The organism is Psychrobacter nivimaris (genome assembly GCF_904846365.1).
GTDB lineage: Bacteria > Pseudomonadota > Gammaproteobacteria > Pseudomonadales > Moraxellaceae > Psychrobacter > Psychrobacter nivimaris_B.
In genome coordinates this window covers 20,997-27,731 of record NZ_CAJHAL010000037.1, presented here as the reverse complement: position 1 = coordinate 27,731, position 6,735 = coordinate 20,997, and the positions used below count along the sequence as shown (strand labels likewise).

At 40.5% G+C, this 6,735-nt stretch carries 7 protein-coding genes; 6 read left to right on the top strand and 1 reads right to left on the bottom strand.

Features of this window, described 5'->3' with window-relative positions:
* Nucleotides 1-131: 131 nt before the first annotated feature.
* The 6 genes from JMX63_RS12815 (at nt 132) to JMX63_RS12790 (ending at nt 5,455) form a co-directional block, all read left to right on the top strand.
* Nucleotides 132-596 (top strand): hypothetical protein, encoded by a 465-nt coding sequence (locus tag JMX63_RS12815; RefSeq protein WP_201572767.1) that lies wholly within the window; start codon nt 132-134, stop codon nt 594-596.
* The gene (locus JMX63_RS12810) at nt 597-1,724 is read left to right on the top strand and encodes a glycosyltransferase family 4 protein (RefSeq protein WP_201572765.1); all 1,128 of its coding nucleotides are present in this window, start codon (nt 597-599) and stop codon (nt 1,722-1,724) included. It begins immediately after the preceding gene.
* Entirely contained in the window at nt 1,725-2,336 is a 612-nt protein-coding gene (locus tag JMX63_RS12805) for a sugar transferase (RefSeq protein WP_201572763.1), read from the top strand. It abuts the gene before it with no gap.
* A 144-nt stretch (nt 2,337-2,480) separates the two neighbouring features.
* A complete protein-coding gene (locus tag JMX63_RS12800; RefSeq protein WP_201572761.1) occupies nt 2,481-3,680 on the top strand; it encodes a DegT/DnrJ/EryC1/StrS family aminotransferase in 1,200 nt (399 codons plus the stop codon).
* 278 nt (nt 3,681-3,958) lie between these two features.
* Entirely contained in the window at nt 3,959-4,837 is an 879-nt protein-coding gene (gene folD / locus JMX63_RS12795; RefSeq protein ID WP_201572759.1) for a bifunctional methylenetetrahydrofolate dehydrogenase/methenyltetrahydrofolate cyclohydrolase FolD, read from the top strand.
* 99 nt (nt 4,838-4,936) lie between these two features.
* Nucleotides 4,937-5,455 (top strand): phosphate-starvation-inducible protein PsiE, encoded by a 519-nt coding sequence (locus tag JMX63_RS12790; protein ID WP_114700746.1) that lies wholly within the window; start codon nt 4,937-4,939, stop codon nt 5,453-5,455.
* 80 nt (nt 5,456-5,535) lie between these two features.
* Here JMX63_RS12790 and corA read toward each other — a convergent pair whose 3' ends face one another.
* Complete coding sequence (gene corA / locus JMX63_RS12785; protein ID WP_406947854.1) at nt 5,536-6,690, bottom strand: magnesium/cobalt transporter CorA; 1,155 nt, start codon at nt 6,688-6,690, stop codon at nt 5,536-5,538.
* Between the last annotated feature and the right edge of the window lie 45 nt (nt 6,691-6,735).

The window sequence follows — 6,735 nt, the reverse complement described above, 5'->3', positions numbered from 1 at the left end:
CTGATCTGAACCCTATTGAAAAGAAATGGGCGCAAGCAAAGTTTCTACGACAAGGGTGGATGGAGAATAATCTGCCTAAACTGTTTCAGGATATGGGCTGTTCCAGTTTTATTGTGGATTGACTATACCAAATGAATGCAAAAATGATTCTAGAGGGAGTGACTAATCTGTTACATGCTTCGCTATTAGCACGTAAAAGTTGGTATATAAGAAATAATTATGATGAAAGTAGAATTTTGGCAGAAGATTTCGATTTATGGTTACAAGCTGCAAAAAATAATGACTTAAATTATTTAGTTGTTGAACAACCTTTATATTGGTACAGAGTTGTTGAGAATGTAACTGTAAAAAAAATGATTCAAGGTTATGATATGCAAATGGAAATCATTAATAGTAATTATAAAGGTATAGTGTCTGTTAGTAGAAAAAATAAAATAATTAGGAGGTTTAGGTTAAAAAAACTAGTAGTGAAATATTTAGATTTTTTTAATCTCATGAGTATTTTACTCAAAAGTAGGTGTGATGATTGTAGAGACCAAGATATTAGTGATTATGATGAAAGTTATTCAGAAATAAAAAGAATAGGATTATTCTAGATGATTATTATTATTATTGGTACGGTAGCTTCTAGTTTTTTGGGTTTCCGTGCTGACCTGATAAAGGTACTGATTCAGAAAAATCATATTGTTTATGCGTTCACGTCAGAATATACAAATTCTGAACTAGAAAAAATTAAGTTGTTAGGTGCCATACCAGTCACTTATGAGCAAAAGCGAGGTGGTTTAAACCCTTTGGTAGATGTAATATCAACATATCTCTTAACAAATAAAATTAAAGCTATAGCACCGGATTTAGTATTTTCTTATTTTTCTAAACCAGTAATATTTGGTACTTTGGCAGCTAGATGGGCTAAAGTACCTAAGGTAATAGGTATGCTTGAGGGATTAGGGTATACCTTTACTAAGCAGCCCAAAGGCTTGATAAAAAGAACGCAATTAATAAAGCAAATACAAATAGCGTTGTATAGAATTTCTTTACCAAGGTTAGATACTCTCATCTTTCTTAACCCAGATGATCCAAATGACCTATTGGAAGAATACTCAATAAAAGTTAGAAAAGTAGAGGTTTTAGGGGGGATTGGTTTAAACCTTGATGACTATAGTTATTCAAACAACTACCCTAAAAACCCAGTATTTATTTTCATAGCAAGATTATTAGCAGAAAAGGGTATTCATGATTATATAGCCGCTGCTAAAATTGTAAAAAATATATATCCACAGGCAAGGTTTGTTGTGTTAGGAGCAATAGATAAAGTAGCTCTAGGTGCGTTGACAGAAGTAGAACTAAGACAAGTTATAAAGGCGAGTATTATAGAGTATCCAGGTCATGTTAATAATGTTTCAGACTGGATAACAAAATCTAGCGTATTTGTTCTTCCATCTTATTATCGTGAAGGTGTGCCGCGCAGCACTCAGGAAGCGATGGCAATTGGAAGACCTATTATAACTACTGATGTACCTGGTTGCCGTGAGACGGTTATTGATGGAGTAAATGGGTTTTTAGTAGAAAAATGGAACCCGAAAGCTTTGGCAGAAAAGATGATTTACTTTATAGAACATCCTGAACAGATTAAAGAGATGGGTGATGAAAGCTACAAGCTAGCACAAGAGAAATTTGATGCAGATAAAGTCAATAAACGACTAATAAATATGTTGGGTTTATAAATGATAAAACGACTATTTGACATTGTAGGTGCAACGACAGCGTTAGTAGTACTGTCTCCTGTCTATGCTGCAACTGCATACAATGTGAGTAAAAATCTTGGCGCGCCTGTTCTATTTCGTCAGATTCGTCCAGGTCTGTATGGCAAGCCATTTGAGATGATAAAGTTTCGCTCAATGAAGGATGATATAGATGCAGATGGCAATCCTTTGGAAGATGGCGCGCGATTGACATCGTTTGGTAAAGCGCTGCGTAACACCAGCCTTGATGAGTTGCCCGAGCTTTGGAATGTCATAAAGGGCGATATGAGTCTAGTGGGCCCGCGACCATTATTGATGGAGTATCTACCCTTATATAATGATGAACAAGCGCGCCGACACGACGTCCGCCCAGGTATTACAGGGTATGCTCAAGTCAATGGTCGCAATGCTATTGGATGGGATGAAAGGTTTGCACTTGATACATGGTATGTGGACAATCAGTCGCTGTGGTTGGATATCAAGATTTTATTTAAAACGGTAAAAAAAGTTATTGTTAAAGATGGTATCAGTGCTAAGGGCGAAGCAACTATGAGTAAATTCATGGGCAATAGTATTAATGAAGAAATGCTTTAAAAGTACTCTTTGCTGATATCAATACAGCTAATTAAAAAAGCTGCGCATGAAGCAAATCATGATAGATAAAAAGGTTAATAACATAGTGAGCAGTTTATCGTAGAGCGTGACACAACATTAGACATAAGTACCATAGAGGAACATATGCTAAATACCCCTTTTTCACCTTGGCCAAAATTTACGCAACATGAGGCTGATGCTGTCAGTCGAGTGCTACTATCTAACAAAGTCAATTATTGGACAGGCGAAGAATGTCGTCAGTTTGAGCGAGAGTTTGCTGACTGGACAGGTAGTAAATACGCAATAGCGTTGGGTAATGGCACCTTGGCATTGGATGTCGCGTTACAAGCACTCGATATAGGTACAGATGATGAGGTCATTGTCACACCGCGTACCTTTATTGCCAGTATTTCATCAATCGTCAATGCAGGTTCGACGCCCATATTTGCAGATGTCGATGAAGCAACTGGCAATATCACCGCTGAGAGCATCACAGCTGTACTGAGTGATAAAACCAAAGGTATCGTGTGCGTCCATCTGGCTGGCTGGCCATGTGATATGGACAGCATTATGGCACTGGCAAATGAGCATGACTTATATGTTATTGAAGACTGCGCGCAAGCTCATGGCGCACGATATAAAGGGCGAAGCGTGGGCAGTATTGGTCATGTTGGGGCATGGAGTTTTTGCCAAGATAAGATTATGACCACAGGAGGTGAGGGTGGTATGGTCACCACTGATAGCGAACTGCTATGGCGAAAAATGTGGGCGTATAAGGATCATGGTAAGAGCTATGCTGCAGTCTATGAAACGGAGCAATCACCTGGCTACAACTGGCTGCATGAAAGCTTTGGCACCAATTGGCGTATGACTGAGATGCAAGGCGTTTTAGGGCGTATTCAACTGGAAAAAATGAGTGAGTGGACAGCCAAACGGACTGCTAATGCGCAAGCCATACTAGAGGCCTGTAGCAAATGGGAGTCCAAAGGCTACCTTTGTGTGCCGAGACTAGAGCATTTAGCGCAGTTCTCAAATGCTAACCATGCTTACTATAAATTATATGTCTATGTGCAGTCCGATAATCTACCTACTGGTTGGACACGTGACCGTATTATTGAAGCAATTAACAATCAAGGTGTGCCTTGCTTCTCTGGATCTGCGTCAGAAGTCTATTTGGAGAAGGCCTTTGATAATACAGGGTTGCGTCCAAGTGTTAGATTGCCAATGGCAAAGCAGCTAGGTGAGAGTAGTCTGATGTTTCTAGTGCATCCTACGCTTACGGCTGCTGAAATTAAACTGACAATACAGGCGATCGATAGCGTGTTTGATTCGATGGTCGAATAAAATGGCAATAAATGATTATTTTTAGAAATTCATCCCTCAGTCGACGCTATTTTTATTGAAAGCACAAGATACATTTGCCTATATATAAGCAATGCTGTTTAATTGACTTATTATAAAAAATTATCAGTGTGCAGGCTTTATCTTACGCTAGGATTTTGTAGCGTACACAGGTACAATATTACTCTTAGTCAAAGATTGACGAACCAAAGGACAGGCATGCAAAGTATTTGCGCGCGCTGTCTTTATTTTTTTATATCGTACCCTCTATTGGAGTTACTATGTCTACTGCCCAAGAATCCGCTACCGTTTTGGACGGCAAAGCACTTGCCAAACAAATAGAACAGGATCTGCGCACGCGCGTAGATACGATTAAGGAAAAGACTGGCCGCACCCCAAGCTTAGCGACGATATTGGTTGGTGACGATCCAGCCTCTGCCACTTATGTTCGTATGAAAGGCAACGCCTGTAAGCGTGTTGGCATGGATTCTATACGCGTTGAGATGCCAAGTGCTACGACCACTGAGCAGCTCATGGCAAAGATAGATGAGTTAAATAGCAATCCAGATGTACACGGCATTTTGCTACAGCATCCGGTTCCTGAGCATATTGATGAGCGTGCTTGTTTTGAGCAGATTGACTTAGCAAAAGACGTCGATGGTGTGACTTGTCTTGGTTTTGGTCGTATGGCGATGCAGCAGTCAGCTTATGGCTCATGCACACCGCAGGGCATCATGCACTTATTAGAGCATCATAATATCGAGCTATCAGGTAAAGAAGCAGTGGTCGTAGGGCGTAGTGCTATCTTAGGTAAGCCAATGGCAATGATGCTATTGAATGCTAACTGTACAGTGACTATCTGCCATTCAAGAACTCAAGATTTGGCAGCACATATTAAGCGTGCAGATATCGTGGTTGGTGCCGTAGGTGTACCTGAGCTGATTAAAGCGGAATGGATCAAAGCAAGAGCAGTTGTCATTGATGCAGGGTTCCATCCGACAGATGATGGTGGTGTTGGTGATATCGAAATGCAAGGCATGGAAAATATTGCCAGCGCTTATACGCCAGTACCAGGCGGCGTTGGCCCAATGACTATCAACACGCTTATTCGCCAAACGGTCGATGCTGCTGAAAAGTCAGCAGGTTTGAATAACGGCTAAAAAGATAGTCATACGAATACTGATTGCCGATATATAAGGGGCCTGAGGTAACATAGACTCAGGCTAAATCAACCACATTTCAGTTGATAGGACCTAAACATGGCTAAAAAAAACGTAGGTGTTCATGAGCGACTACAAGGTATTGGTAGAGAGTTTGTCGATGTCTGTCATTACGTTATTTTATTTCTAATCAGTGTGGTTGTCGTTTGGACCGCAGGAAAAGAGTTCATTGGTATTATCCAAAAAGGCTCAGCGGATCTAAAAGACATATTGATGTTGTTTATTTATCTTGAGCTACTGGCCATGATAGGTATCTACTTTAAAACCCACCGTCTGCCAGTACAGTTTTTGATATTTATTGCCATAACGGCCTTATCACGACATTTGGTGGTTGATGTACAGGCAGTTTCAGACTATTTTCATTTATGGCTGCTAGCGACAATTTCTGTGGCCATCATGCTACTAAGCGGCTCTATTGTAGTGTTAACTTGGACAGCAAAAACGTTTGGTCGTCCAGAGGATAATCTTGATAAGCAGCATGCAAACCTAACGGTTAAAGCATTGTTGCCTGATAATGCTCAAGCGCCTGATAGCCATACTAAGCATCGCCGTGAATAATTAGATAGCAATACAAAAAGATAGCAACATAAAAAAGGAGCGACCAGTGGTTGCTCTTTTTTTACGGATGGCATTTGGCATTACAACCATTTCAATCTTTTGAAATTGTAGTACAAATAGCTACATAAGGCGATAATAATGGCCATAATAACAAGGTAAGAATACTTCCAGTGCAGCTCAGGCATAAAGTCAAAGTTCATGCCATAGATACCAGCGATAGCTGTCGGCACTGCCAGAATACCTGCCCATGCAGCGAGCTTACGTACCACTTCATTCTGACCCATATTGACCATCGCCATATAGGTATTCATGACCACGCTTAGCATCTCATTTAGACCATTAATAGCATCTAGGGAGTGCAATAGGTGATCGTTAACATCGCGAAAGTAAGGCTTAGCGGCTTGAGAAAATCCAGAGATAATCTCACTTTTTTTATGATTGATAAAAAAGCTACAGATGTCTTGCACAGGTAAAATAATGGCGCGCATATGTACCAGTTGCGATTTAAGCTCGTAAAGATTTTTTAGCGTGCCTTTATCAAACTCAGAGGTAAATACATAGCGTTCTTGCTCGCGCAAGTAACGGCCCAATCGATCGGTAATCGGCATATAGTTATCAACGATAAAATCGAGGATAGCGTGCAATACAAAGATAGGCCCCATGCGTAGCTTTTCGGGGCGACGATGGCAATGCTCACGTACTGGCGCGTAGGAGTTTGACGGACCATTACGAATTGTAATCAGGTAGTTTTTACCCATAAATATCGCAGTAGTACCATAACGAATGACATTGTCTTCTAGCTTGGCCGTACGTAGCACCACAAAGACCATGTCATTATCGTAGTTTTCGACCTTGGCACGTTGATGATCAGCAAAGGCATCTTCAATCGCTAGCTCATGTAGGTCAAAGGCTTCTTTTACTTTGACCATGGTTTCTAAGCTTGGATCATATAGCCCAAGCCAAATAAATTGACCATTGTTCCCTAGCGTACGACTCACATCATTGAGCGCCACTCTATTAAGGTTCTCACCTGTTTTACGTGAGTAAGCGTAGCAATTGACCACTTCACCTGCGCTTGATGAATCAATATCTTCATAGCGTTCAGAGTCAGGATCGTAGACCGTCATGGTCTCGATAGTGTCTTCAGTGGTGGCATCCACATCACCATAAATATAGCTATCATCATCGTCCAAATAGAGATGCTTGTCACTCATATTGGCATAGATATGATTCATATTGGAATCAGGCGCTATATGAGCCGTTTTTTTAATCAATTGATT